This is a genomic window from Citrobacter sp. wls716 (genome assembly GCF_005280975.1).
In the GTDB taxonomy this organism is placed as follows: Bacteria; Pseudomonadota; Gammaproteobacteria; order Enterobacterales; family Enterobacteriaceae; genus Citrobacter; species Citrobacter youngae.
This window is the reverse complement of sequence record NZ_SZWX01000025.1, coordinates 243,250-268,308: the sequence shown is the minus strand read 5'-3', so window position 1 is coordinate 268,308 and position 25,059 is coordinate 243,250. Positions and strand designations below refer to the sequence as shown.

Below are 25,059 nucleotides of genomic sequence, written 5' to 3'. Positions count from 1 at the left end.
CCATGGCGCTTTTTATTGACGGGTTTATAGCGAAGCACGTTTTCCTCAATATAATCGCCCAACCGATCCTAAACTTAAATGAGCAACCGCACAGGCTGAGCGCGGTTAATACATGGAGGAGGGAAGATTATGGCGAAAATAGGTGAGAACGTTTCGGTTCTGATTGATAAGACGGTCGATTTTATGGCTTCCAGCCAGGCTTTTCGCGAATATCTGAATAAAACACCGCCGCGCGACGTAGTCCCTTCTGAAATACCACAGGAGAACGCGCAGCTGTATCTGCAACGTCTGGCGTACTATCGGCAACTGTATCGACCGCAGCAGGAAGAGAAGTAAGCCTGCAGGGTCTTATTTTTGAAAGGCTTTTTTTAAGCTGATTTTAGAAATCAGCTCGGTCAGGGAAAGTACCATCGTGGAGCGTACCATTTGCTGGTAGCGCTGGATTTGCATGGCGTGCAGACCTGAGTCTGAGGTATCAAACTGCGGTGGCGGCGGGAGTGCCGCTACGCAGTGAAGTTCGCCAAACGGACCAAGAATCTCATCGTCGGTGAACGCGTATTCATTGCCGTCATGGTTTAACTCTTCCCGCAGCGCCATCAGTAGTTCCGCATCTTCATACTCCGGGCGGCTGAGTACGCCCAGACCGTAGATGAGCTTGAGACGAACGGAAAGATCGCCCAGCGGACCGTCGCCGTCGAGCAACGGTTCTACGGCATATTTTACCGCATAGTCATCTTTGCGAAATACCTGAAGCACAAGGATATTCACCGCCTCGGTGAGCAGTTCTACGGCGGTGATGAGGAAGCTGCGTACGGTTTTGCCAGCATTCAGACGCTCAAGCACACGATTTTCAAAGGCCTGCGTTTGTTCCATTATTGCCTGCATATCTGACAATCTGTCATTTGGGCGCAGGCAGACCTGCGCCACATTCTCAATCATTTGGTCGCGTTATATGCGTTAACCGCCTCCGCCACCACATCACTATTGGCATCCAGACCGGAAACCTGCGCCAGCGCGGCCTGCGGACCTTTTTCGTCAATCAGCGCGGCCAGTTCCTGTGCCTGCGGATCTTCTTCGCTGCGATAGTGCATTGCTGCCGCAATACCGATAACCAGATTCGTGTGCGGCAGGCCGTACTCCAGCGTGCCCAGCAGCGGTTTAATCAGACGGTCGCCCGCGCTCAGTTTACGCAGTGGCTGACGGCCAACGCGCTCAACGTCATCTTTCAGATACGGGTTTTCAAAGCGACCGAGGATTTTCTGAATATATGCTGCATGTTTTGCCGCATCAAAGCCATAGCGTTTGATCAGTACCGCGCCGCTCTCTTCCATCGCACCTTTTACCACTGCGCGGATTTTCTCGTCGAGAATCGCGTCACGGATGGTCTGATGACCGGTCAATTTTCCGAGGTACGCGGTTATAGCATGCCCGGTGTTCAGCGTGAAGAGTTTACGTTCGACAAATGCCATCAGGTTATCAGTTAATTCCATTCCCGGGATGTTTGGCAGTTCGCCTTTAAATTGCGTTTTGTCGACAATCCACTCGCTGAAGGTTTCGACGGTGACTTCCAGCGGATCGTTGGTCGCAGAAGCGGAAGGGGGAACGATGCGGTCTACGGCGGAATCGACAAAACCAACGTGTTCTTCGACCCACGCTTTGTCTTCATCTGCCAGCGCGTTCATGACGTGGCCTTTCAACTGGGTCGTGCCGCGCACCATGTTCTCACAGGCGATGATATTCAGCGGAGTCGCGATGCCCTGCGCCTTGCGTTTAACCAGCCCTTTAGCGATGGCAGGTGCGATGCGCTCAAGCACGACCGGACCAACGGCGGTGGTGACTAAATCTACGTGGGCAATCAGTTCAACGACATCATCGCCGATGCTGCTCACCGCGTTGACGCCGGAAACGGTATCAACCTGCTCGTTTTCACCGACCACATGAACCTGATAGCTATGACGGGCATTCAGGGCATCGAGCACGACCTGGTTTACATCCGCGAACGTCAGCTGTATCCCCGCGTCCGCCAGCAGTTTGCCGATAAAGCCACGACCGATATTACCTGCGCCAAAATGTAATGCTTTCATAGTATTAACCTTCATTAATGTTTTTACCCAAGAGGGCTGGGGTGAGGCTTTTCCCTCAACCTAACCCTCTCCACAAGGGAGAGGATATCGCCTTCATATTTCGAACTGCAGATGCGTTGGCTCTCCTCGCTCACCCCAGTCACGTACTTATGTACGCTCCTGGGGATTCACTGCGTTGCCGCCTTCCTGCAGCTCGAACTATTTTGGAGATACTTAACCGTTAAGCTTTTTTACCCGCCAGCAGCGCCAGAACTTCATCCACGCTGGTGGTATGAGCCAGACGTTCGATCACGGATTCGTCATCCAGCGCGTTGGTCAGGCTGGTAATCACCTGGATGTGCTCGTTGTTACGTGCAGCGATACCAATGACCAGACGGGCGATATCGTCTTCTTCTTCGCCGAAGCGTACGCCTTCCGGATACTGGCAGAACACCACGCCGGTTTTCAGCACGCGGTCTTTGGCTTCAACCGTACCGTGCGGTACAGCGATGGACTCGCCGAGGTAAGTCGGGGTTAGTTTTTCGCGGTCCAGCATCGCCTCGACGTACTCTGGCTCAACATAGCCGCCTTTCACCAGTTGCTCACCGGCAAAGCGAATCGCTTCTTCTTTGTTGGTGGCTTTACGGCCCAGGAAGATATTCTCCGCACCCAGTTTGAACAGGTGGGTATCACTCTCTTCAAAGCTATCTTTCAGGTGGCCGCGGACTTTCTCTTCGTTCACGTTGTGGCGCTGTGCAGCGACCAGACGTTCGGTCAGGTTGGAGTACAGGCCACTGTCGAGGAAGTTGGTCAGCGAAATGTGCTGTGCCTGAGGCACCTGGCGCATCGCGCGTTCGGTCAGGTCACGGTGGGTAATGACCAGATCCACATCCGGCGGCAGATTGTTAATCGCGCTGTTGGTGACGGAAATCTGCGACAGACCGGCATCCTGCACTTTCTTACGCAGTACGCCCGCACCCATGGCACTGGAACCCATGCCGGCATCGCAGGCGACGATGATTTTACGCACATGGCTCAGGTCGTTGGTCACGTCGCCCGCTGCCAGCGGAGATGCGCCTTTGGATTCCGCTTTCATGTCGTTCATACGACGGGTTGCGGCTTCAATGTCATCTTCTTCTTTCACTTTGCTGGTTTTCAGCAGAATCGCCGAGACCACAAAGGAGACCGCCATTGCCGCACAAATTGCCGCGATGTTGGCGAAGTAAGCGCCCTTCGGCGTCATTGCCAGTACGGCCAGGATAGAACCCGGAGAGGCCGGAGACACCAGACCACCGTTCAGGATAGTCAGCGTAAATACGCCAGTCATACCGCCGAGGATAACGGCCAGGATCAGACGCGGGTTCATCAGCACGTACGGGAAGTAAATTTCGTGGATACCACCCAGGAAGTGGATGATAGCCGCGCCGCCTGCAGACTGCTTAGCGCTGCCGCGACCGAAGAACATGTATGCCAGCAGAACGCCCATACCCGGACCCGGGTTAGCTTCAATCAGGAAGAAGATGGATTTACCCATCTCATGGGACTGCTGAATGCCCAGCGGTGAGAAAATACCGTGGTTGATGGCGTTGTTGAGGAACAGGATTTTCGCCGGTTCAACGAAGATAGACGCCAGCGGCAGCATGTCATGGACAACCATGAAGTTAACGCCTGCCGCCAGAATTTTGGACAGTGCTTCAACCAATGGGCCAATGCCAAGGAATGCCAGAATGGCGAGGATCATCCCGATGATGCCAGCGGAGAAGTTATTCACCAGCATCTCAAAACCGGACTTGATCTTACCGTCTACCCAGCCGTCGAAATGCTTGATAGCCCAGCCGCCCAGCGGACCTGCGATCATCGCACCGAGGAACATCGGCATATCAGCACCGACGATCACGCCCATGGTGGTAATCGCGCCCACTACGCCGCCGCGTTCGCCGCCAACCAGCTTACCACCGGTATAACCGATCAACAGCGGCAGCAGATAGGTGATCATCGGGCCGACCAGCTTCGCCAGCGTTTCGTTCGGCAACCACCCTGTCGGAATGAATAATGCGGTGATAATACCCCACGCGATAAACGCGCCGATATTTGGCATCACCATGTTGCTGAGGAATCGACCAAAGCTTTGCACCTTGATCTTAATATCGGATGACATAAAAACACCCCTTCTTATGTTTGCTATCGCGCAGGCTGAAAGCCCGAGGTTTGTTAATGTAGCGGCAGGAGGTAGCCGGACCCTGTAGATACTGCGAAATCTGGCACTGAATCGTTCAACTGTCCAGTCGATGACTTTTAATGTGATCAATGTCACGTAAATATAGGGTTTACGGCATTACTTAATGTGATTTCGATCACAAAACACCGGTATAAAAAAACATCATTACGCGGAAATAGGCTGGAAAAGGCACTTAAATGTGAAGTTGTTCACGTTTTTGCTTTGGCTGTTTGTTGGGTATTTGTGATCTACTTCGCAATAAATATTTGCCAGGATTTCTCCTGATGTGATCTGACGCGGATTCTGTTTCATCTCCCATTTCTTGCTGCTACCCCGCGAGTCGTTCACCTGCAAATTTATACCCTGGTGGTATGGCGGAAATGACTAACTGCAATTATGTTCAAATTATCAGCCATGACTCCTTTCGGCTGCCTGCAATTGAAAGCTCTGATTAGCGTGAATACGAGGCGGGTATGTTTCTAAACTATTTCGCGTTAGGTGTGCTGATCTTCGTTTTTCTGGTTCTGTTTTACGGAATCATCGCCATCCATGATATTCCCTATAACATGGCTAAGAAGCGCAACCATCCCCATGCCGATGCCATCCATACGGCAGGTTGGGTGAGCTTATTTACGCTGCACGTTATCTGGCCGTTTCTGTGGATCTGGGCCACGCTCTATCAGCCAGAACGAGGCTGGGGGATGCAGTCACACATTACGCCGACCGGAAAGGAACAAGACCCTGAAATTGCCGCGCTGGCAGCGCGCATTACCCAGTTAGAAAAAAGGCTGGCTGGGGAGAAAAAAGACGATAACTCCACCTTTCCGGAGATTTGATCATGGATTTGTTGATTGTCCTGACTTACGTGGCATTTGCCTGGGCCATCTTTAAAATATTCCGTATTCCGGTAAACCAATGGACGCTTGCCACAGCCGCATTAGGTGGGGTGTTTATTGTGGCGGGACTCATCTTATTAATGAACTATAACCACCCGTATACCTTTACGGCGCAAAAGGCGGTTATTTCAATACCTGTTACCCCGCAGGTCACTGGAATTGTGAGTGAAGTGACAGATAAAAATAATCAACTGATTAAAAAAGGCGAGGTGTTATTTAAACTCGATCCCGTGCGTTATCAGGCGCGAGTGGACCGACTGCAAGCCGATCTGGTGACCGCCACGCACAATATCGACAATCTGAAAGCCCAACTTTCTGAAGCCGTCGCCAATACCACCCGCGTTTCCGCTGAACGCGACCGCCTGTATAAAGATTATCAACGCTATTTGAAGGGCAGCCAGGCGAAGGTTAATCCCTTCTCTGAAAGCGATATCGACAACGCCCGGCAGAACTATCTGGCACAGGACGCGCTGGTAAAAGGTTCCGTTGCCGAACAGACGCAGATTCAGAGTCAGTTAGACAGTATGGTCAACGGAGAGCAATCTCAGGTTGCGTCCCTGCGCGCTCAGCTCGCTGAAGCCAAATACAATCTTGAGCAGACTATCGTCCGAGCCCCCAGCAACGGCTATGTTACGCAGGTGCTTATTCGGCCCGGAACCTACGCCGCCGCGCTGCCTCTGCGCCCGGTGATGGTGTTTATTCCGGAACAAAAACGGCAAATCGTGGCGCAATTCCGCCAGAACTCGTTGCTGCGTCTTAAACCGGGTGATGAAGCGGAAGTGGTCTTCAACGCGCTGCCAGGCCAGGTATTCCCCGGCAAGCTCACCAGCATTCTGCCGGTTGTACCGGGCGGTTCTTATCAGGCCCAGGGAGCATTGCAGTCTCTGACGGTGGTGCCGGGTACCGATGGCGTGCTGGCCACGATTGAACTGGCTCCCAATGCAGATGTGGATGCACTACCGGACGGTATCTATGCCCAGGTGGCGGTCTATTCCGACCATTTCGCCCACGTTTCGGTGATGCGTAAAGTGCTGCTGCGTATGACCAGTTGGATGCATTATCTTTATTTGGATCATTGAGACCAGCATCACCTGCCATTTGTCGTGGCCTGAGCCATACTAAGCGGTGTCCAGATATTCGTTGGACATCGCTTTTTTGTTGGCAAAAAGGACACGGCATGAAACTCATTGGCAGCTATACCAGCCCTTTTGTGCGTAAAATTTCTATTCTGTTGCTGGAAAAGGGCATCACCTTCGAATTCGTTAATGAACTCCCCTATAACGCGGATAGCGGCGTGGCGCGATACAATCCATTGGGAAAAGTGCCCGCGCTGGTCACCGATAAGGGAGAGTACTGGTTTGATTCTCCGATCATTGCTGAATATATAGAGTTGTTGGATATTGCACCCGCAATGCTGCCGCGTGAGCCGCTGGCGGCACTCAAAGTTCGTCAACTGGAAGCGCTGGCCGACGGTATTATGGATGCGGGATTAGTCTCGGTGCGCGAACAGGCTCGCCCCGCTGCGCAGCAGTCAGAAACTGAATTGCTACGCCAGCGCGAAAAAATTACCCGCAGCCTGGATGTGCTGGAAGGTTATCTGGCGGACGGTACGCTGAAAACGGATACGGTTAATCTGGCAACGATTGCGATTGCTTGTGCCGTGGGCTATCTCAATTTTCGTCGGGTTGCGCCTGGCTGGTGTGTGGACCGTCCACGTCTGGTCAAACTGGTGGAAACACTCTTTCAACGCGAAAGTTTTGCCCGTACGGAACCGCCAAAGGCTTGATGCAGATAATACCCGCCTGAGCAAAGTCACGGTACAATCCTTCCTATATCGATATCCCTCTCCACGGTGGAGAGGGCCACCAACAGCCAGGCCCTTTCATGACAACCGACATGCGTTCACTCTACAGCCAGCTTCCTGCTATCGATCGTTTACTGCGCGATAGCGCTTTCCAGGTCTTACGTGAGTCCCACGGTCATACCCGCGTGGTGGATCTGCTTCGTCATATGCTCGATGAAGCCAGAGAAGCGATTCGCGACACGCAGGCGCTTCCAGCATGGGGGGAAGACTGGGCGCAAGAGGCCAGCGCCCGGCTGGAACGAGAATCGCAAAGCGCGCTACGTCCGGTGATTAACCTGACCGGAACGGTGCTGCATACCAATCTTGGGCGTGCATCACAAGCTGAGGAGGCGATTGCTGCGGTGGTGCAGGCGATGCGTACGCCGGTGACGCTGGAATACAGCCTGGATGATGCCGGACGTGGACATCGGGATCGGGCGCTGGCGGATCTACTCTGCCGCCTGACCGGCGCGGAAGATGCCTGTATTGTCAATAATAATGCCGCTGCGGTTCTGCTGATGCTGGCCGCCACGGCCAACGGCAAAGAGGTGGTCGTTTCGCGCGGCGAGCTGGTAGAAATTGGCGGCGCGTTTCGTATTCCCGACGTGATGTGCCAGGCCGGATGTATCCTGCGCGAGGTTGGCACCACCAACCGGACCCATGCGAAAGATTACCGTCAGGCGGTGAATGAAAACACCGGTCTGCTGATGAAAGTCCATACCAGTAATTACAGCATTGAAGGCTTTACCAGCTCGGTTGATGAAGCTGAGCTGGCCGCCATTGGTCAGGAACTGGATGTGCCGGTAGTGGCGGATCTGGGTAGCGGCTCGCTGGTCGATCTCAGTCAGTATGGTTTGCCGCAGGAACCGATGCCGCAGCAGCTCATTGCCGCAGGTGTGAGCCTGGTGAGTTTCTCTGGTGACAAACTGCTGGGCGGGCCGCAGGCCGGGATTATCGTCGGTAAAAAAGAGATGATCGCCCGCTTACAGAGCCATCCGCTGAAACGCGCGTTACGGGCTGATAAAATGACGCTGGCAGCGCTGGAAGCAACGCTGCGGCTCTATCTGCACCCGGAAGCGCTGGCGGAGAAGTTGCCGACGTTACGCCAGCTCACGCGCACGAAAGAGGCTGTCCACGCGCAGGCGCTACGATTACAAGCACAATTGACAGAACATTATGGTGCCGAGTTTGCGTTGACTGTCATGCCTTGCCTGTCGCAGATTGGCAGCGGCTCGCTACCAGTTGATAGGCTGCCGAGCGCGGCATTAACCTTTACCCCCCATGACGGGCGTGGAAGCCGCCTCGAAGCGCTGGCCGCCCGCTGGCGTTTGCTGCCCGTGCCGGTCATTGGGCGAATTTATGATGGCCGCTTGTGGCTGGATCTGCGCTGCCTTGAAGACGAGACCCGGTTTATGGAGATGATGCTGAAATGATTATTGCGACCGCCGGACACGTTGACCACGGAAAAACAACGTTATTACAGGCGATTACCGGCGTGAATGCCGACCGGCTGCCGGAAGAAAAAAAGCGCGGTATGACTATCGACCTCGGCTATGCCTACTGGCCGCAGCCGGACGGGCGGGTACTGGGATTTATCGATGTCCCTGGTCACGAAAAGTTTCTGTCCAACATGCTGGCGGGTGTCGGTGGTATCGACCACGCGCTGCTGGTGGTGGCGTGTGATGACGGCGTGATGGCGCAAACGCGTGAACACTTGCAAATCCTGCAACTGACGGGCAACCCACAGCTTACCGTGGCGCTCACAAAAGCCGATCGCGTCGATGAAGCACGCATTGACGAAGTACGTGCCGAGGTGCAAACCACGCTGGGTAACTATGGTTTTGCCGATGCGATACTGTTCGTAACTGCCGCCGGTGAAGGCCGTGGTATCGAAGCGCTGCGTGACCACTTGCTGCAGTTGACGCCGCGTGAACTGGCTCGCGATCACACCTTCCGCCTGGCGATTGACCGCGCTTTCACGGTAAAAGGCGCAGGTCTGGTCGTAACGGGAACGGCGCTCAGCGGAGAAGTGAACGTCGGGGATGCGTTGTGGCTTACGGGCGTCAACAAACCGATGCGCGTACGTAGCCTGCATGCGCAAAATCAGCCGACCGAATACGCTCACGCCGGACAGCGAATTGCGCTGAACATTGTCGGTGATGCGCAAAAAGAAGAGATTAACCGTGGTGACTGGCTGCTTGCAGATGCGCCGCCAGAGGCCTTCTCACGCGTCATTGTCTCTTTAGAACACTCGGCTCCGCTGATGCAGTGGCAGCCGCTGCATATCCACCACGCGGCCAGCCACGTGACCGGACGTATCTCACTGCTCGAAGGGACGCTGGCGGAACTGGTATTTGATACGCCGCTGTGGCTGGCTGATAACGACAGGCTGGTGCTGCGTGATATTTCTGCCCGTACGACGCTGGCAGGCGCACGTGTCGTGACGCTGAATCCACCGCGTCGTGGGAAGCGTAAGCCGGAGTATTTACAGTGGCTGTCGGCGCTGGAAAATGCGCAGAATGACGGCGAAGCGCTGGCATTGCATCTGACTCGCGGGGCGGTGAATATTCCCGATTTCGCATGGGCACGCCAGCTCAATGGCGACGGCATGCGTCCGTTGATTGAGCAACATGGATTTATTCGCGCCGGGTATAGTCTGTTGAATGCGCCCGTTGCTGCACGCTGGCAGCGTAAGATTCTGGATACGCTGGCGACCTACCATGAACAGCACCGTGATGAGCCGGGACCTGGACGTGAACGCCTGCGTCGTATGGCCCTGCCGATGGAAGATGAAGCGCTGGTCCTGCTGCTGATTGAAAAGATGCGCGATAGCGGCGCTATTGATAGCCATCATGGCTGGCTACATTTGCCGGATCATAAGGCCGGTTTTAGCGATGAGCAGCGGGCTATCTGGCAAAAAGTAGAACCTCTGTTTGGTGATGAGCCGTGGTGGGTGCGGGATCTGGCGAAAACCACGGCTACGGACGAGCAGGCGATGCGTCTGGCGCTACGGCAGGCGGCGCAGCAGGGCATTATTACGGCGATCGTCAAAGATCGTTATTACCGTAATGATCGGATTGTGGCCTTTGCGAATCTGATCCGCGAACTGGATCAGGAGAGAGGATCGACCTGCGCTACCGATTTCCGCGACAGGCTTAACGTCGGGCGTAAATTGGCTATTCAGATTCTGGAATATTTTGACCGTATTGGTTTTACGCGTCGTCGGGGAAATGATCATTTATTACGCGATGCATTACTGTTTCCCGAAAAGTAATGAAACAATTAATTCAAAAATTAAATGAATTAATACAAAATAGATATTGATTGAAATAAGCACATTAGATTATGAACCTAATGTGCTTTTTAATTTTCAATGTTATTAAAATAACAACCACGATCATATTTTGTTGGGATTATCACTCGTATGCTTCCTGCCTCTTTTGAGTAATTAAGGATCGTACAATGGCTGCTTCAACATTTTTTATTCCTTCCGTGAATGTAATTGGCGCTGGTTCATTAAAAGATGCAATGAATACAATGGCGGAATATGGTTTTCGTCGTACGTTAATTGTCACGGATGCCATGCTGGCGAAATTAGGTATGGCGAGTGAAATTCAAAAAGCGCTGCAGGAACGTGATATTTTCAGCGTAATTTATGATGGTACGCATCCTAATCCGACAACCAGCAACGTTGCCGCAGGTCTGCAAATGCTGAAAGAAAATGCCTGTGATAGCGTAATTTCCCTCGGTGGCGGTTCCCCACACGATTGTGCGAAGGGGATTGCGCTGGTGGCGGCTAACGGCGGCGATATTAGTGATTACGAAGGTGTCGACCGTTCTGCAAAACCGCAGTTGCCGATGATTGCCATTAACACGACGGCGGGAACGGCATCTGAAATGACCCGTTTTTGCATCATTACCGACGAAGTACGCCACACCAAAATGGCGATTGTCGATAAGCACGTTACACCGCTGCTGTCCGTCAATGATTCTTCGCTGATGGTCGGTATGCCGAAGTCCCTGACAGCGGCAACCGGTATGGATGCGCTGACCCACGCTATCGAAGCCTACGTGTCGATTGCGGCAACGCCGATCACCGATGCATGTGCGCTTAAAGCCGTGACGATGATTGCCGAGAACCTGACGATCGCCGTGGAAGATGGCGCCAATGCTCAGGCGCGCGAAGCCATGGCTTACGCACAGTTCCTCGCAGGTATGGCATTCAACAACGCCTCTCTGGGTTACGTTCACGCGATGGCGCATCAGTTGGGTGGTTTCTACGACCTGCCGCACGGTGTCTGCAATGCGGTACTGCTGCCGCACGTTCAGGTCTTCAATAGCAAGGTGGCCGCAGCTCGTCTGCGCGATTGTGCTGCGGCAATGGGCGTCGACGTGGCTGGATTGAACGATGCGCAAGGAGCCGAAGCCTGTATCGCGGCAATCCGCGAACTGGCGCAGAAAGTGAATATTCCGGCAGGTTTGCGTGAGCTGAACGTTAAGGAAGAAGATTTTGCTGTTCTGGCGACCAACGCTCTGAAAGATGCCTGTGGTTTTACTAACCCGATCCAGGCGACACATGAAGAAATCATGGCGATTTATCGTGCTGCCATGTAATTCGTGATACCTGTCGTAAAGCAGTAAAAGGCTGGCGAATAATTCGCCAGCCCCGTCTACCCTTGTAGTACCCCTACAGCAAGGAGACGGTCATGACCAACAACCCCCCTTCAACGCGTATTTATCCCGGCGAGTATGGTTACCCTCTGAAGTTAAAGGCCCGATACGATAACTTTATCGGCGGCGACTGGGTTGCACCAGTGGACGGTGAGTATTACCAGAACCTGACGCCAGTTACCGGGCAATTACTGTGCGAAGTGGCCTCTTCCGGCAAAAAGGATATCGATCTGGCACTGGATGCCGCGCACAAAGTAAAAGACAAGTGGGCGCAGACATCCGTGCAGGACAGGGCGGCGATTCTGTTCAAAATTGCCGATCGTATGGAGCAAAATCTGGAGCTGCTGGCGACGGCTGAAACCTGGGATAACGGTAAACCTATCCGTGAAACCAGTGCGGCAGATGTGCCGCTGGCAATTGACCATTTCCGCTATTTTGCCTCCTGTATTCGTGCGCAGGAAGGGGGAATCAGCGAGGTTGATAGCGAAACCGTGGCTTATCACTTCCATGAGCCTCTTGGTGTGGTAGGACAAATTATTCCGTGGAACTTCCCCCTGCTGATGGCCAGCTGGAAGATGGCGCCTGCGCTGGCTGCGGGGAACTGCGTAGTGCTTAAACCTGCGCGCCTGACGCCGCTGTCCGTGCTGTTGCTGATGGAAGTCATCGGCGATCTGCTCCCGCCTGGCGTGGTGAACGTGGTAAACGGCGCGGGTGGGGAAATTGGTGAGTATCTGGCGACGTCAAAACGTATTGCGAAAGTGGCGTTTACCGGCTCAACGGAAGTTGGGCAGCAGATCATGCAGTACGCCACGCAGAACATTATTCCTGTCACGCTGGAACTGGGCGGCAAGTCACCCAATATCTTCTTCGCGGACGTGATGGATGAAGAAGATGCGTTCTTTGACAAAGCGCTGGAAGGTTTTGCATTGTTTGCCTTCAACCAGGGCGAAGTGTGTACCTGTCCGAGTCGTGCGCTGGTTCAGGAATCCATTTATGAACGTTTTATGGAAAGGGCCATTCGCCGCGTGGAGAGTATTCGTAGCGGTAATCCGTTAGACAGCGTGACGCAGATGGGCGCGCAGGTGTCGCATGGTCAACTGGAAACTATTCTGAATTACATCGACATTGGTAAGAAAGAAGGTGCAGATGTTCTCACCGGCGGGCGGCGCAAGCACCTGGATGGTGAGTTAAAAGAGGGTTATTACCTCGAACCAACCATTCTGTTTGGTAAGAACAACATGCGGGTTTTCCAGGAAGAGATCTTCGGCCCGGTGCTGGCGGTCACGACCTTCAAAACCATGGAAGAGGCGCTGGAAATCGCCAATGACACGCAATATGGACTCGGCGCTGGCGTCTGGAGTCGCAACGGCAATCTGGCATACAAGATGGGACGCGGTATTCAGGCTGGCCGTGTCTGGACCAACTGTTACCACGCTTACCCGGCTCACGCCGCGTTCGGCGGCTATAAGCAGTCGGGCATCGGGCGCGAGACACACAAAATGATGCTCGAGCATTATCAGCAAACCAAGTGCCTGCTGGTGAGCTACTCGGATAAACCACTGGGACTGTTTTAATTTCTCGTCACTTATTGCCCGGTTTTGCGCCGGGCATATCTTTATTCTGCAGTTATATAAAAACCCATATGTCGTTATATAAACAAGATAATTGCACTCCATGTACATATTCATCTACTATCCTCCAATCTATTTTTAAATCCAAATAGAATTCTTACTTGTTATTCCAATCTCTGAGGCAAATATGTTTCTTGATTATTTTGCATTAGGAGTGCTTATTTTTGTATTCCTGGTCATTTTTTATGGGGTTATTATTCTGCATGATATTCCCTATCTGATTGCAAAAAAACGTAATCATCCTCATGCCGACGCAATACATGTTGCGGGTTGGGTGAGTTTGTTTACCTTACATGTTATTTGGCCCTTTTTATGGATCTGGGCAACGCTTTATCGCCCGGAGCGCGGATGGGGCATGCAGAGCGCGGATTCTTCCCTGATCCAGCTGCAGGCAAGGGTTGCCGATCTGGAAAAGAAACTAGGTGAGGTGAAGACCTCTGCGGCGGAGTAATATCGATGGATTTACTGATTGTTCTGACCTATGTAGCGTGTGCATGGTCAATATTTAAGATTTTTAAAATTCCTGTCAATAAATGGACAGTACCTACCGCAGCATTGGGCGGTATATTTATTGTGTGCGGACTGATATTACTGATGAATTATAATCATCCGTATACCTTTAAGGCGCAAAAGGCGGTAATTTCTATTCCCGTAGTGCCGCAGGTAACGGGTGTCGTGACGGAAGTGACAGATAAGAAGAATACACTGATCAAAAAAGGCGAGGTGCTATTCAAACTTAATCCGGGGCGTTATCAGGCGCGGGTCGATCGTCTGAAAGCCGATATTGTCACCGCACAGCATAAAGAGCAGGTTCTTGCTGCGCAACTGGATGAAATGCAAGCCAACACGCAACGGGCAAAGGCTACCCGTGACAAGCTGGCGAAAGATTATCAGCGCTATGCGCAGGGAAGCCAGGCGAAGGTGAATCCTTTTTCTGAACGCGATATCGACGCGGCGCGGCAAAACTATCTGGCGCAGGAAGCATCGGTGAAGTCCTCCATTGCGGAACAACAGCAAATCCAGAGTCAGTTAGACAGCCTGGTGCTGGGGGAAAATTCACAAATTGCCAGCCTGAAAGCACAGTTAGCAGAAGCGGAGTTCAATCTGGACCAGACCGTGGTTCGCGCGCCCAGCGATGGCTATGTGACGCAGGTGCTGATGCGTCCGGGAACCTATGCCGCCGCACTGCCTATGCGCCCGGTGATGGTGTTTATCCCGGATCAAAAACGGCAAATTATCGCCCAGTTCCGTCAAAACTCGCTGCTGCGACTGGAGCCAGGCGATGAAGCGGAAGTGGTGTTTAACGCCCTGCCGGGTAAAGTATTTAGCGGTAAACTGGCTGCTATCAGTCCGGCCGTACCGGGTGGTACATACCAGTCGAACGGGGCGCTGCAATCCTTAAATTCTACGCCCGGTTCTGAAGGGGTGATCGCCACGATTGAGCTGAATGATAATGCGGAGGTTAGCGCGTTACCTGACGGGATTTACGCGCAGGTCGCGGTTTATTCTGACCACTTCGAACATGTGTCAGTCATGCGCAAAGTCTTGTTGCGAATGACCAGTTGGGTGCATTACCTGTATCTCGATCATTAAACCCAGGCTGTTTTGCTTGCTCAGTCTACTGCTCCAGCGACTGAGTAAGCTGCCGGCGAATCTCAGCCAACATCTCATCAAGAATATACTGCACCCGCCAGGGCTGATACTCACGCTTGCGGAAAATCGCTACCAGATCCAGCCACCATTCATGTTGTTCAGAAAAACACGGGACCAGCAACCCGACCTGAACATCCTTTTGCACGCTCGTATTCGGCGCAAAAACAATGCCCAGATGGTTTCGAGCCAGCGCCAGTGCAGACTGTGTGTTGTCGCAGACGTAATTTCCCGTCACGCGGTAGTCGTGCATCTCTTTGCCACCGGTGGAGGTAAATCGCCAAATATTGGCATCGTCGATCATCATGGAATCAATCAGAATACAAGAGTGCTGTTCAAGATCTTCAGGGCCGCTTATAGGATGAGTGCTAATATATTCCGGGCTGGCAAAGGCCGTTACTGCATATTTAGTAATAAAACTGGCGACCAATGATTCGTCTTTGGGATGCGCATAGGTGATTAAAACATCACAATCATCAGGAAAGTCGACGCCTTCATAAAATGCTTTCCGTTCAAGATTACATGTTTTCAGTGAGAGGCTAATGTCGCCGATATTCTGAATTTTTGCGATAACATGTTGCGACAGGTAAGCAATAATCCCGGTTGGCGCATATACCGTTACCCGGCCGCGTTTTTCGTGCTTATAATCAGCAATGAAATTATTCAACTGATCGTTTCGGTCTAACATGTCATTGATGTAAGGGAGCAGCGCAGTACCAAACGGCGTGAGGGTCAACTGTCGGGTGGTGCGGTCAAACACCTTTAATCCAACCTTTGATTCAAAATCAGCAAGGTACTTACTGACGTTGGCTTGTGCAATGCCGAGGATGGTCGCTGCGTGGCTGATGTTTTCACTGGCAGCGATTACCGAAATAATCTTCAGTTCCCGGTGTTTAAGTTGTAATTTATTCATCGCCAAGCCCGATATATATAATTTTTTATATATTACTATATAAATATGGATGTTGCACCGATGAAATTGTAAGCATTATTATGCACGCGCTTTGTAGCTTATTTTAAAATGGAATGTTGGCATGTTAATTAAAAGCAATATTGTGGCACTATTTGCCTTTTCTTTTATGGCGAGTGCGACAGCCGCAGAATTTTCTATTGGCGGTGGCGCTGTATATAATGAATCTCCTTATCGTGGATATAATGATAATGTTCACGCAGTACCGCTTGTCAGTTATGAAAGTGAATCATTTTATTTTAGGCAAACAACGTTAGGTTATATTCTTTCAAAAAACGAAAGCAATGAATTTAGCATTACTGCCTCATATATGCCGCTTGAGTTTGATCCAGGTGATAACGACGACCAGGCGATGAAAAAGCTGGACAAGCGTGACGCTACCGCGATGGCGGGTGCAGCATGGTATCACCATGAAAAATGGGGCAGCGTGAAAGTCTCCGCGGCGGCAGATGTGCTGGACAACAGCAACGGTTGGGTAGGAGAAGCGTCTCTGTTCCGCCAAATGCCGATGGGCAAGCTGACGCTGACCCCGGCTGTTGGCGTGCTCTACTATGACGAAAACTTTAACCAATATTATTACGGCATCTCTGGCAATGAATCCCGCCGTAGCGGGTTATCAAGTTATTCCCCTGGCGATAGCTGGACGCCCTATGTTGGCCTGTCCGCTAAATATGCATTGACCAGCAACCTGACGCTGTTGGCCAGCGCTAACTATAGCGTGTTGCCGGATGATATTAAAAATAGCCCAATGGTCGATCGCGATGACAGCTTCACTTTCCTGTCAGGGGTGAGCTGGCGCTTCTGATTCTCACCCGTTTGTCCTCATGGAGGAGGGCAATTTTTTCAGTGTTGCAGGCCGGATAAGACGTGAAGCGTCGCCATCCGGCACGTTTTCACTTACCGCTCATTTACCCAGATACGCATTTCGCCTTCACCACGGTTCGCCCAGCTAAACCACGGAATAAACGTCAGGGTATGCGCCTGACGCGAAGCCGGTGAAACATCATAGTGCCACAAGGATTGCTGCGTCGCGTCGGCGCGACTTTGCTTCACACCTTCAGCCTGAATTAACATCTTATGGCTGAACAGCCCCTTACCCTCGAATACTCTGAACTCACTCTCTTTTGGTAGCCACAAGTTATGCAACTCCTCGCCGTTGTCGGCCTGCTCCAGGCAATACACCAGCGGCCCACGTTGAATAGCGACCTTCCCTGCCACATGGCGCACCAGTGGATTTCCGTACACCCGGCGCACCGGCATCGGCAGGGTCAGACTGAGCGTATCGCCTTCCTGCCAGGTCCGGCTGATGTGCAAGTAGCCTTTGCGAATATCCTGCTCAACCGGCTGACCATTCAACAAAACCTGTGGCGCGGAGCACCAGTCTGGCAGGCGCAGAGCGAGGGTGTGATACACCGACTGCGATGATTCGATGGCGATTTTTACTTGTTCATGCCATGGGTAATCCCCGCTAATACGTAGCTTAAGCGAGCCATTTGCAACAGGGACCTCCATGCTATTGCCCACGTACATATTGATATACAGCGCGTCCTGACGTGGCGTGTAGAGGTAATGACCAATTGAGGTTAACACACGGGCGATATTCGGTGGACAGCAGGCGCAGCCGAACCAACGCTGACGAACGGGCTTCACGTGGTCATAAATATGATTAAATTTTAATGATTTAGGGTGCACTTCCAGCGGATTAACGTAGAAGAAATGCTTGCCGTCGAGTGCCATGCCGCCAAGTACCGTATTGTACAGCGCGCGCTCCATCACGTCGGCATACTGACTGTCGGCCTCCATTTCCAGCATTCTGCGGGCGAACATCATCAGGCCGATTGAGGCGCAGCTTTCCGCGTACACGGAGTCGTTGGGCAGATCGTAATCGCTGCTAAATGCCTCCCCACTGCTTTGCGAGCCGATCCCGCCGGTAATATACAACTGGCGCTGGGCCATGTTTTTCCACAGACGCAGGCAATCCTGACGCTTGCCTTCGTCCTGGCTTAAGCGTGCCAGATGCGCCACGCCGGTCATCAGGTAGACAAAGCGTACCGCATGACCGATAGCAGTTTGCTGTTCTGAAATAGGCTGATGTGCCTGGCTGTAGGGCTTGTCCTTCACCATCCACGCCGGGCCGTAGGTGTGCCAGTAAGAGGTTTTTCCGCGTTTTTCGTACTCTTCGTCGTAGAAATGAGGCTGTGCGCCGCGCTGCTCAACAAAGTAATTTACCAGCGCCATATAGCGAGGTTGCTGGGTCACTTCGTACAAGCGCATCAGCGCCAGCTCGATTTCCGGGTGTCCGGGGTAGCCGCGCAGTTGATTCTCCCCGAGTCCAAACACGCTGTCGATGTGATCCGCCAGGCGACACACCACCTCTAACAAACGGCGTTTTCCCGTCGCCTGGAAGAACGCGACGCCCGCTTCAATTAAATGACCGGCGCAGTACAGCTCATGACACTCGGCGAGGTTGGTCCAGCGTTCATTCGGGGCTTTCACCGTGAAGTAAGTATTGAGATAGCCATCTTCACACTGGGCGGCCGCCACCAGTTCAATGACTTCATCGGCCGTTTTCTCAAGTTCCGCATCGGGTTTCTGGCACAGCGACCAGGCAACGGCCTCCAGCCATTTCGCCACGTCGCTATCCTGAAAAACCATGCCGTAAAACTCGCCATCCTGCAGACCTGCGGCGATACGGAAATTCTCTATCGCATGGCTGGGTTCCGCCTCTGCAATGCGGTCATTGAGCGCATCCCACTGATAGGGGATCACTACATCGCGCACCAACTGCTGATATTGTCCGAGGAACGGATCGCTGACGGTGAGCTTATGCAGGTCGACTTCCAGTACGTTCATTTCGTGCTCCTTAAGGCTGTACATGACGCTGACGCAGATCGGTGGAAATACGCGACATCATCGGGTTATTGAGTTTGCAGATGCGGACAGATAGCGCCAGCAGCAGGTGGAACAGCGCGGGCAGCAGCGTTTCCATCGCAGTAATCCCTTGCAGCGAACTGGCGGTTTGATTACCGGCGCCCGGCTGATAGGCGACAAAAATAAACAGCAGGCTGATGATCCCCGCACTTGAGGCCCAGGCCAGCTTGATGAAGAACAGATTGAAGGCGAAATTCATGCCGGAGGAACGCACGCCGGTTTTCCACTCGCCGTAATCGTCGGCGAAGGCCATCAGCGAGAAGTGCAACGGCAGCGTGAAGCCTAAAATAATGCCATTACCGAGGATCACCGCCAGCCACAGCGTCTGATAAGCCGGGCCGGTTGGCAGGAACCACATCATTACCGCCAGCGCGGCCAGTACCAGGTTGGTGTAGTAATAGAGTTTGACGGTATCGATGCGACGGGTCAGGGGGCTGACGATCACTGAACCGATGAGGGACGCAAAGGTCACCATGGTGAAAAACAGCGACGTATAAGCGGTGCTACCTTCCAGCACGTAGGTAATAAAATACATGTACCCGCCGCCACGAATATTGAAGACGTTAATCAGCAGGAAAGACATCACCAGCATCAGCAGCAACTGGTCATTTTTGCGCAGCCCGCCAATGTGCTCACGCAGGGTAAATTTTCCCATCATTGCCAGTGGCACACGCTCGCGTACCCAGAAGAAGCAGCACAGGAACATCACCACCGCGATGGCACACAGGATGCCCACGCCAAACTGATAACCCTGCGCGGCATTACCCTGACCGAGAGCATCCACCATCCACGGCAGGCCAACAGAGACCAGGAATCCCGCCACGCCGCACAGCACAAAGCGCCAGGACTGACAGGCGATCACCTCGTTATGGCGGGTCGTCATCGTATTGATCAGCGCACAGTACGGCACGTTGATGGCGGTATAGCCGACGGAGAGCAGCAGATAGGTACCGAACGCCCAGGCGATTTTTATGCCCATGCTGGCGTCCGGGACGGTAAAAGTGAGTACGCCAATGATGCCAATGGGAACCGCGACCCACAGTTGCCACGGGCGAAAGCGCCCCCAACGGCTTTGCGTACGGTCGGCCAGCACGCCCATGATGGGGTCGGAAATGGCGTCAAATACACGCAAAGCAATAAATAATGTGCCGACCAGCGCAGGCGTTAACCCGAAGACATCGGTGTAGAAAAATGTCAGGAAGTTCATGATCAGGCAGGTAATGACCGTCCCACCCGCATCGCCTAATCCATAACCAATCTTTTCACGCAGAGATAATTTATCGTCTTGCGCACGATGCGCTAAATCGCTTGTCGTAATCGGAGCCGAAGTCATAAATAACTCCCGGAGAGGATGTTCAGAAAGTATCCCGCTACGTTGCGGGTTATTTGTTTGTAATTTGCAAAATACGTTATTTATTCTGCACGAAATGTTTGGGTCAACAAGGGAAGAGAAAAGTATAAAAAGATGACAATTCCGACTTCATTATAAAAATGTGATTTCGATCCGGCGGAAATTAGGTTTGTCGTGAATAATCAATGGTAAAGAGCAGTTTAAATAATGTAAGAAGCGGGAATTTGAATATATATGCTCGAATTATCCATGTCTCTTCCGATTAAAGTGCAAAATGGTGGGTTATTTATTTCCCGAGGCGTGGGTAGCCATCCGGCGCGGCAATTGCACTCCTGGGAAATCATCTTTGTCGAAACCGGGACATTAACGATTCGCGAAGACCATACGGTTTTTTGCGTGAATGCTGGGGAAAGTTTGCTGCTGTGGCCGCAGCGCTTGCATATTGGCGTTGGGCAATTTCCGGCTGATTTGAAATTTTACTGGCTGCATTTTGAGGTGACGGCAGAAAGCGACGCATCAATAACGGAACCGTTACTTGCTATCCCTCAACATACCCGGGTGAGCGAGCCACAATATATTATTTCGCTGTTTCGCCAGTTCTTACGCGAGCAGGAAAATATACATCGCAGCATGGCGCTGGAACTGATCCTGCTGCTGATTTTGCAGCAAATCTCTGCGGCTGCCAGCGAGCAACCCGCCGACAGCCCCGGGAATGCGCTGGCATGGAAGGCCCAACAAATTATACATACTCAGTTTCACCTGCCGATTTCCGCCTCAACGTTGGCGAAAGAGCTGCATTGCAATGCGGATTATCTGGGGCGCGTTTTCCGTGGCGCTTTCCGGCTGACGCTAACCGAAGCGTTGCACCGTCAGCGGGTAAGGGCGGCAGAAAAACTGTTGATCAGTGACTCGTTGTCGCTTACCGAAGTGGCGATGAAATGTGGGTTTAATGACGTGGGCTATTTTCGCAAAATCTTTCGCAAACACACCAGCCTGACGCCCGCGGCGTGGAAACGGCGCTATTGCAAAGAACATATCAATAGCGCCTGACCCGTTATTGTCCGTAATACGCATTCGCCCCGTGTTTGCGCAGATAATGTTTATCCAGCAACTCAGACTGCATATCCGGCAACTGCGGGGCTAACTGGCGAGAGAACAACCCCATGTAGGCGCACTCTTCGAGCACCACGGCGTTATGCACCGCGTCTGCCGCGTCTTTACCCCAGGCGAACGGTCCGTGGGAGTGCACCAATACCGCCGGAACCTGCAGCGGATTGAGATCGCGCTGCTCGAAGGTCTGAACGATCACCTCTCCGGTTTGATATTCATATTCGCCGTTGATCTCTTCAGCGGTCATCAGACGCGTACACGGAATAGAACCATAGAAATAATCGGCATGGGTGGTGCCCCATGCCGGGAGATCCAGACCCGCCTGCGACCAGATCGTCGCGTGGCGAGAATGGGTATGGACGATCCCGCCGATCTGGGGATAACGACGATACAGCGCCAGATGTGTTGGCGTGTCGGACGACGGTTTTTTACTGCCTTCCACCACGTTGCCGCTGGCAATATCCACCACCACCATATCGTCGGCGGTCATCACCTCATATTCCACGCCGGATGGCTTAATCACCATCAGTTTACGTGTTTCATCCACTGCGCTGACGTTGCCCCAGGTAAAGGTGACTAAGCCATGAGCCGGAAGCGCCAGATTGGCCGCCAGCACCTCGGCTTTCAGTTGTTCTAACATGGAAATCCTCCTTCCTGCATGCGTGCTTCTATCCAGCGCCGTGCCTGGATAATTTCCAGTACCGGCTCTTTCGCTTTTTCAGTCCACATTTCAATCAGAAACGACCCGCGATAGTTCAGCTGATGCAGCGTTTTGAAGATGCCAACAAAGTCCACGCACCCTTCGCCAAACGGCACATCGCGAAACTGGCCCGGATGGGTTTCGGTTACCGGCAGCGTGTCTTTCAGGTGGATAGCAGCGATACGGTCAATGCCCAGCGTCAATTCGGCAGTGACATCATTCCCCCAGGCGCTTAGATTGCCCACGTCCGGATAGACGGTGAACCACGGCGAGGACAACATCTGGTCCCACTTTTTCCACTTGCTGATCGAGTTCATAAACGCGGTATCCATGATTTCTACCGCCAGCATCACCTGCGCAGCGGCAGCCTGCTCCACTGCCCATGCCAGTCCTTCGGCAAAGCGCTGCTGCGTGCCTGCGTCATGTTCTTCGTAATAGACGTCGTAACCTGCCAGTTGAATGGTACGAATGCCTAAATCGCGCGCCAGGCGAATGGCTTTGCTCATTATTTCTCGCGCCCGCTCACGCACGGCCTCATCGCGGCTGCCAAAGGGAAAACGACGGTGGGCTGACAGGCACATTGACGGGATCGCCACGCCGGTTTCCAGCATTGCGCTAACCAGCGAGGCGCGCTGAGCCGGGCTCCAGTCGAGACGCGACAGACGCTCATCGGTTTCATCCACCGACATTTCGACGAAATCAAAACCGCAGCTTTTCGTCAGCACCAGACGCTCCGGCCAGGAGAGGTCTTTCGCCAGTGCTTTTTCATAGATACCTAATGGATGATTACGCATGCTGTGTTCCCCAGATGGCGTCGATTTGCGCATGGAATTCGCCAGCAACCTGCGCTGGGTTTTGCGCTCCCGCCAGCGCACGCCCGGCAATAAAAGCTTTGACGTTAATTTCGCGGAACAACGGCAGATCGGCGGGCGTGATCCCACCGGTAATCGACAGTTCCAGACCAATATCAGAAAGCGCCTTCATGCGCGCCAGATCCGCTTCTCCCCACTGTTGTCCGCTGGCCTGCGCATCGCGGCCACGATGGTAAATCGCCTGGCGAACGCCAACGCGATACCAGTCGCGGGCATCATCCAGCGTCCAGTTACCGAACAGCTCCATCTGAATTTCGCCGCCGCAGGACTGCGCGACGCCATGACCTTTCTCTACCGTCGCCAGCGGCGCAGCACAGATGATGGTCATCCAGTTGGCACCTGCTCCAAAGGCTTGCTGCGCGAGGGGTTCGCCCGCATCGGCCACTTTCCAGTCGGCGACGATGATTTTATTCGGGCACTGAGCGCGCAGGGCTTTCACGGCGGCAAGCCCTTCGGTTAAGCAGAGAATCGTCCCCGCCTCAATGATATCGACGCTCTCTTGTAGCAGCGCGACGTCGCGTTGTGCGGCTTCAAGGCTGGTGTGGTCGAGCGCCAGTTGCAGTAATGGTCGACTCATCATTCGTGCTCCTTAATGCGGGCGTGGTAGCCCTGTAGTGCGGTAATTAAATCCAGGTATTGGCGGTATTTACGCTGGTAGCTCGCCTGCGCGGCGGCGTCCGGCAATAACGTGCGCACCGGGTGCTCCAGGCTGCGCTGGGCGTCGCTGAAGTTGGAATAAACGCCGGTGCCGACGCGGGCGGCGAGCGCAGCGCCAAAGCAACCGGTCTCTTCAATCTGCGGCAATTCGATACGTAAACCGCTGACGTCTGCCAGCATCTGCATCCAGATGTCGGAGTGCGCCGGGCCGCCGGTGACGCGCAGGGTATGCGCCTGCGTAAAGCGTTCGCGCATGCGGTTGAGGTGGGTCATGTGGCTGAAAACCACGCCTTCGTAGATGGCCTGCAATAAGTGGGCGCGAGTGTGTATCGCCTGCATGCCATAAAAGCCGCTGGTCATCTCCAGCCCGGCGTTGCTGCCGTACAAAAAGGGCAGGAAGAAAAGATCGCTACCAGCTTTCGGTAAGCTGGCAACGGCCTGATTGATCTCAGTAAAAGAGAGTTCGCCCCACTGGGCGGTAAACCATTCCAGATTGCCGGAAGAGGTCGGGCTGGCTTCGTGAACGATGTACTGCCCGTCGTTGACATAGCGCCCATAGACATAGGGATGGGCCTCGTGGTCGCGCAGGCCGTGCGCGATCCCGCTGGTGACGGCCCAGGTTCCCATCACCGCGTTGAGGGTGTATTCATCTTCGATACCGGCACAGAGTGCGGTGGAAACCACATCAAACAGTCCGCCGACGACGGGCGTGCCCGCCGCCAGACCGGTTATGGCGGCTGTCTGAGCGGTGATTTCCCCGCATATTTCTGCTGAGCCGACAATCGGCGGCAGCGCATTGTCGATCTCACTGATGCCCAGCCACTGGGTCAGGCGCGGGTCGTACTGACCCGTAGTCATGTTGTAGAGGTTCGACTCGGAGATATTGCTTTCTTCGCAGCCTTTAACACCGGTTAAGCACCAGCGCAGATAGTCATGGCCCATCATCACGCAGCCAATTTGCGCGTAACGTTGGGGTTGATTCTCTTTCACCCAGCGCAGCAATGATGCCGGGTGCCCGGTCCACAACGTCTGGCGGGTAACCGGGTAGAGCTGCTCAGGGATCCCATCCTGCTGCCAGCGCTGAACGATGTCCAGCGCCCGGCGGTCGGAAGAGAGGATGGCATTGCCCAGCGGTTTATCCTGCTTATCGAGGAGGAACAGGCCTTTGCCCTGAGCGGAAATACCGACGCCTTTGATTTGATCGCCGCAGACGCCGGTGCGCGCTAACAGCCCGGCGATCGTGGCGACACACTGTTGCCACAACTGGTGCATATCGCGTTCGGCGTAACCGGGCAATGGCGATGCGGTCTGCAACGATTGCCGGTTAATGCCATGCTCATGACCTTTGGCGTCATACAACCCGGCTTTCAGATACGTACCGCCACAATCAATACCCAGCCAGAAGGTCTCTTTCTCACTCATCTTGTTATCTCATTTTTGCCGGATGGCGCTACGCTTATCCGGCCTACGACGGTTGCTACCTGTAGGCCCGGTAA

Annotated in this window: 22 protein-coding genes; 12 read left to right on the top strand and 10 right to left on the bottom strand. The window is 53.3% G+C overall.

All coding sequences use genetic code 11. The features are described from left to right. Positions 1-129: 129 nt before the first annotated feature. A complete protein-coding gene (locus FDX24_RS09150; protein ID WP_048213699.1) occupies positions 130-336 on the top strand; it encodes a hypothetical protein in 207 nt (68 codons plus the stop codon). Positions 337-348: 12 nt separating this feature from the next. Here FDX24_RS09150 and mtlR read toward each other — a convergent pair whose 3' ends face one another. The 3 genes from mtlR to mtlA all read right to left on the bottom strand — a co-directional run bounded on the left by mtlR (position 349) and on the right by mtlA (position 4,221). Further along, positions 349-939, bottom strand: coding sequence for a mannitol operon repressor MtlR (mtlR, locus tag FDX24_RS09145; protein ID WP_048213698.1), 591 nt, complete (start codon positions 937-939; stop codon positions 349-351). After that, positions 936-2,084: a mannitol-1-phosphate 5-dehydrogenase gene (gene mtlD / locus FDX24_RS09140; RefSeq protein WP_048213697.1), complete on the bottom strand. Its 1,149-nt coding sequence runs from the start codon at positions 2,082-2,084 to the stop codon at positions 936-938. The genes mtlR and mtlD overlap by 4 nt, the downstream gene beginning before the upstream one ends. A 220-nt stretch (positions 2,085-2,304) precedes the next feature. Further along, entirely contained in the window at positions 2,305-4,221 is a 1,917-nt protein-coding gene (gene mtlA / locus FDX24_RS09135) for a PTS mannitol transporter subunit IICBA (protein WP_137364173.1), read from the bottom strand. A gap of 533 nt (positions 4,222-4,754) precedes the next feature. On the opposite strand from mtlA, the gene FDX24_RS09130 reads away from it, so the two are divergent. From FDX24_RS09130 to FDX24_RS09090, 9 genes are all read left to right on the top strand, one after another. Beyond that, positions 4,755-5,117 carry a DUF3302 domain-containing protein gene (locus FDX24_RS09130; protein WP_061066819.1) on the top strand — a complete coding sequence of 121 codons (363 nt, stop codon included), beginning with the start codon at positions 4,755-4,757 and terminating at the stop codon, positions 5,115-5,117. Positions 5,118-5,119: 2 nt separating this feature from the next. Beyond that, positions 5,120-6,256: an HlyD family secretion protein gene (locus FDX24_RS09125; RefSeq protein WP_101742499.1), complete on the top strand. Its 1,137-nt coding sequence runs from the start codon at positions 5,120-5,122 to the stop codon at positions 6,254-6,256. A gap of 98 nt (positions 6,257-6,354) precedes the next feature. Further along, positions 6,355-6,963 (top strand): glutathione S-transferase, encoded by a 609-nt coding sequence (locus tag FDX24_RS09120; protein ID WP_048213693.1) that lies wholly within the window; start codon positions 6,355-6,357, stop codon positions 6,961-6,963. Between the two features lie 98 nt (positions 6,964-7,061). After that, a complete protein-coding gene (gene selA, locus FDX24_RS09115) occupies positions 7,062-8,453 on the top strand; it encodes an L-seryl-tRNA(Sec) selenium transferase (protein ID WP_101742498.1) in 1,392 nt (463 codons plus the stop codon). Further along, positions 8,450-10,294 (top strand): selenocysteine-specific translation elongation factor, encoded by a 1,845-nt coding sequence (selB, locus tag FDX24_RS09110; RefSeq protein WP_137364172.1) that lies wholly within the window; start codon positions 8,450-8,452, stop codon positions 10,292-10,294. Before selA ends, selB begins: the two co-directional genes overlap by 4 nt. 188 nt (positions 10,295-10,482) lie before the next feature. Further along, positions 10,483-11,634 (top strand): L-threonine dehydrogenase, encoded by a 1,152-nt coding sequence (gene yiaY / locus FDX24_RS09105; RefSeq protein WP_137364171.1) that lies wholly within the window; start codon positions 10,483-10,485, stop codon positions 11,632-11,634. Between the two features lie 92 nt (positions 11,635-11,726). Then, a complete protein-coding gene (aldB, locus tag FDX24_RS09100; RefSeq protein ID WP_048213689.1) occupies positions 11,727-13,265 on the top strand; it encodes an aldehyde dehydrogenase AldB in 1,539 nt (512 codons plus the stop codon). Positions 13,266-13,449: 184 nt separating this feature from the next. Further along, positions 13,450-13,773: a DUF3302 domain-containing protein gene (locus FDX24_RS09095; RefSeq protein WP_101742495.1), complete on the top strand. Its 324-nt coding sequence runs from the start codon at positions 13,450-13,452 to the stop codon at positions 13,771-13,773. A gap of 5 nt (positions 13,774-13,778) precedes the next feature. Beyond that, complete coding sequence (locus tag FDX24_RS09090) at positions 13,779-14,915, top strand: HlyD family secretion protein (protein ID WP_137364170.1); 1,137 nt, start codon at positions 13,779-13,781, stop codon at positions 14,913-14,915. Between the two features lie 25 nt (positions 14,916-14,940). On the opposite strand, the gene FDX24_RS09085 is transcribed toward FDX24_RS09090, so the two are convergent. Further along, complete coding sequence (locus FDX24_RS09085) at positions 14,941-15,885, bottom strand: LysR family transcriptional regulator (protein ID WP_048213686.1); 945 nt, start codon at positions 15,883-15,885, stop codon at positions 14,941-14,943. A 121-nt stretch (positions 15,886-16,006) separates the two neighbouring features. On the opposite strand from FDX24_RS09085, the gene FDX24_RS09080 reads away from it, so the two are divergent. Further along, positions 16,007-16,747: a MipA/OmpV family protein gene (locus FDX24_RS09080; RefSeq protein WP_101743231.1), complete on the top strand. Its 741-nt coding sequence runs from the start codon at positions 16,007-16,009 to the stop codon at positions 16,745-16,747. 92 nt (positions 16,748-16,839) lie between these two features. On the opposite strand, the gene FDX24_RS09075 is transcribed toward FDX24_RS09080, so the two are convergent. Next, positions 16,840-18,795: a glycoside hydrolase family 127 protein gene (locus FDX24_RS09075; RefSeq protein ID WP_137364169.1), complete on the bottom strand. Its 1,956-nt coding sequence runs from the start codon at positions 18,793-18,795 to the stop codon at positions 16,840-16,842. Between the two features lie 10 nt (positions 18,796-18,805). After that, positions 18,806-20,206, bottom strand: a complete 1,401-nt coding sequence (locus FDX24_RS09070) for an MFS transporter (protein WP_137364168.1) — start codon at positions 20,204-20,206, stop codon at positions 18,806-18,808. 252 nt (positions 20,207-20,458) lie between these two features. Between FDX24_RS09070 and FDX24_RS09065 the strand changes: the two genes are divergently transcribed. Beyond that, positions 20,459-21,274 (top strand): helix-turn-helix domain-containing protein, encoded by an 816-nt coding sequence (locus FDX24_RS09065; protein WP_137364167.1) that lies wholly within the window; start codon positions 20,459-20,461, stop codon positions 21,272-21,274. Positions 21,275-21,278: 4 nt separating this feature from the next. On the opposite strand, the gene araD is transcribed toward FDX24_RS09065, so the two are convergent. From araD to FDX24_RS09045, 4 genes are read right to left on the bottom strand one after another with little or no spacing between them, the layout of a single operon-like run. Next, entirely contained in the window at positions 21,279-21,974 is a 696-nt protein-coding gene (araD, locus tag FDX24_RS09060; RefSeq protein WP_061066807.1) for an L-ribulose-5-phosphate 4-epimerase, read from the bottom strand. Then, complete coding sequence (locus FDX24_RS09055; protein WP_137364166.1) at positions 21,968-22,828, bottom strand: L-ribulose-5-phosphate 3-epimerase; 861 nt, start codon at positions 22,826-22,828, stop codon at positions 21,968-21,970. The genes araD and FDX24_RS09055 overlap by 7 nt, the downstream gene beginning before the upstream one ends. Then, entirely contained in the window at positions 22,821-23,483 is a 663-nt protein-coding gene (ulaD, locus tag FDX24_RS09050) for a 3-keto-L-gulonate-6-phosphate decarboxylase UlaD (protein ID WP_137364215.1), read from the bottom strand. Before ulaD ends, FDX24_RS09055 begins: the two co-directional genes overlap by 8 nt. Beyond that, the gene (locus FDX24_RS09045) at positions 23,483-24,985 is read right to left on the bottom strand and encodes an FGGY-family carbohydrate kinase (protein WP_137364165.1); all 1,503 of its coding nucleotides are present in this window, start codon (positions 24,983-24,985) and stop codon (positions 23,483-23,485) included. Before FDX24_RS09045 ends, ulaD begins: the two co-directional genes overlap by 1 nt. Positions 24,986-25,059 lie beyond the last annotated feature (74 nt).

Bases quoted from the DNA above. Each gene is read 5' to 3' on its own strand.
- FDX24_RS09150 (WP_048213699.1), top strand. From the start codon at position 130: ATGGCGAAAATAGGTGAGAACGTTTCGGTTCTGATTGATAAGACGGTC.
- mtlR (WP_048213698.1), bottom strand. From the start codon at position 939: ATGATTGAGAATGTGGCGCAGGTCTGCCTGCGCCCAAATGACAGATTG.
- mtlD (WP_048213697.1), bottom strand. From the start codon at position 2,084: ATGAAAGCATTACATTTTGGCGCAGGTAATATCGGTCGTGGCTTTATC.
- mtlA (WP_137364173.1), bottom strand. From the start codon at position 4,221: ATGTCATCCGATATTAAGATCAAGGTGCAAAGCTTTGGTCGATTCCTC.
- FDX24_RS09130 (WP_061066819.1), top strand. From the start codon at position 4,755: ATGTTTCTAAACTATTTCGCGTTAGGTGTGCTGATCTTCGTTTTTCTG.
- FDX24_RS09125 (WP_101742499.1), top strand. From the start codon at position 5,120: ATGGATTTGTTGATTGTCCTGACTTACGTGGCATTTGCCTGGGCCATC.
- FDX24_RS09120 (WP_048213693.1), top strand. From the start codon at position 6,355: ATGAAACTCATTGGCAGCTATACCAGCCCTTTTGTGCGTAAAATTTCT.
- selA (WP_101742498.1), top strand. From the start codon at position 7,062: ATGACAACCGACATGCGTTCACTCTACAGCCAGCTTCCTGCTATCGAT.
- selB (WP_137364172.1), top strand. From the start codon at position 8,450: ATGATTATTGCGACCGCCGGACACGTTGACCACGGAAAAACAACGTTA.
- yiaY (WP_137364171.1), top strand. From the start codon at position 10,483: ATGGCTGCTTCAACATTTTTTATTCCTTCCGTGAATGTAATTGGCGCT.
- aldB (WP_048213689.1), top strand. From the start codon at position 11,727: ATGACCAACAACCCCCCTTCAACGCGTATTTATCCCGGCGAGTATGGT.
- FDX24_RS09095 (WP_101742495.1), top strand. From the start codon at position 13,450: ATGTTTCTTGATTATTTTGCATTAGGAGTGCTTATTTTTGTATTCCTG.
- FDX24_RS09090 (WP_137364170.1), top strand. From the start codon at position 13,779: ATGGATTTACTGATTGTTCTGACCTATGTAGCGTGTGCATGGTCAATA.
- FDX24_RS09085 (WP_048213686.1), bottom strand. From the start codon at position 15,885: ATGAATAAATTACAACTTAAACACCGGGAACTGAAGATTATTTCGGTA.
- FDX24_RS09080 (WP_101743231.1), top strand. From the start codon at position 16,007: ATGTTAATTAAAAGCAATATTGTGGCACTATTTGCCTTTTCTTTTATG.
- FDX24_RS09075 (WP_137364169.1), bottom strand. From the start codon at position 18,795: ATGAACGTACTGGAAGTCGACCTGCATAAGCTCACCGTCAGCGATCCG.
- FDX24_RS09070 (WP_137364168.1), bottom strand. From the start codon at position 20,206: ATGACTTCGGCTCCGATTACGACAAGCGATTTAGCGCATCGTGCGCAA.
- FDX24_RS09065 (WP_137364167.1), top strand. From the start codon at position 20,459: ATGCTCGAATTATCCATGTCTCTTCCGATTAAAGTGCAAAATGGTGGG.
- araD (WP_061066807.1), bottom strand. From the start codon at position 21,974: ATGTTAGAACAACTGAAAGCCGAGGTGCTGGCGGCCAATCTGGCGCTT.
- FDX24_RS09055 (WP_137364166.1), bottom strand. From the start codon at position 22,828: ATGCGTAATCATCCATTAGGTATCTATGAAAAAGCACTGGCGAAAGAC.
- ulaD (WP_137364215.1), bottom strand. From the start codon at position 23,483: ATGAGTCGACCATTACTGCAACTGGCGCTCGACCACACCAGCCTTGAA.
- FDX24_RS09045 (WP_137364165.1), bottom strand. From the start codon at position 24,985: ATGAGTGAGAAAGAGACCTTCTGGCTGGGTATTGATTGTGGCGGTACG.